Raw genomic sequence first — 273 nt, forward strand, 5'->3', positions numbered from 1 at the left:
AGAGACTTTGACAGAGACCGCTTTGCAGAACGAAAAGAATATATGCAGAAAACCGCTGATGCGCTGGCGGCCAAATACGGCAACGAAAGCATCAAGCTTGAACTGCGTGATCAATATTACAACATGAGAGAAAAAATCGAACCGGTCAAAGAGATAGTCGATGTCGCCTATCAAGCCATGAAAAACCTCGACATCGAACCGATTATCGAACCGATCCGGGGCGGAACCGACGGATCACAGCTCTCTTACATGGGACTGCCGACACGGAACATT

1 pseudogene is annotated in these 273 nt (G+C 48.0%); it reads left to right on the forward strand.

What is annotated here, in order from left to right:
• Nucleotides 1-273: pseudogene (locus R0K30_RS21910) on the forward strand (peptidase T); the annotation flags it as partial.

Source organism: Bacillus sp. SIMBA_154 (assembly GCF_046536015.1).
Taxonomy (GTDB): domain Bacteria; phylum Bacillota; class Bacilli; order Bacillales; family Bacillaceae; genus Bacillus; species Bacillus pumilus_P.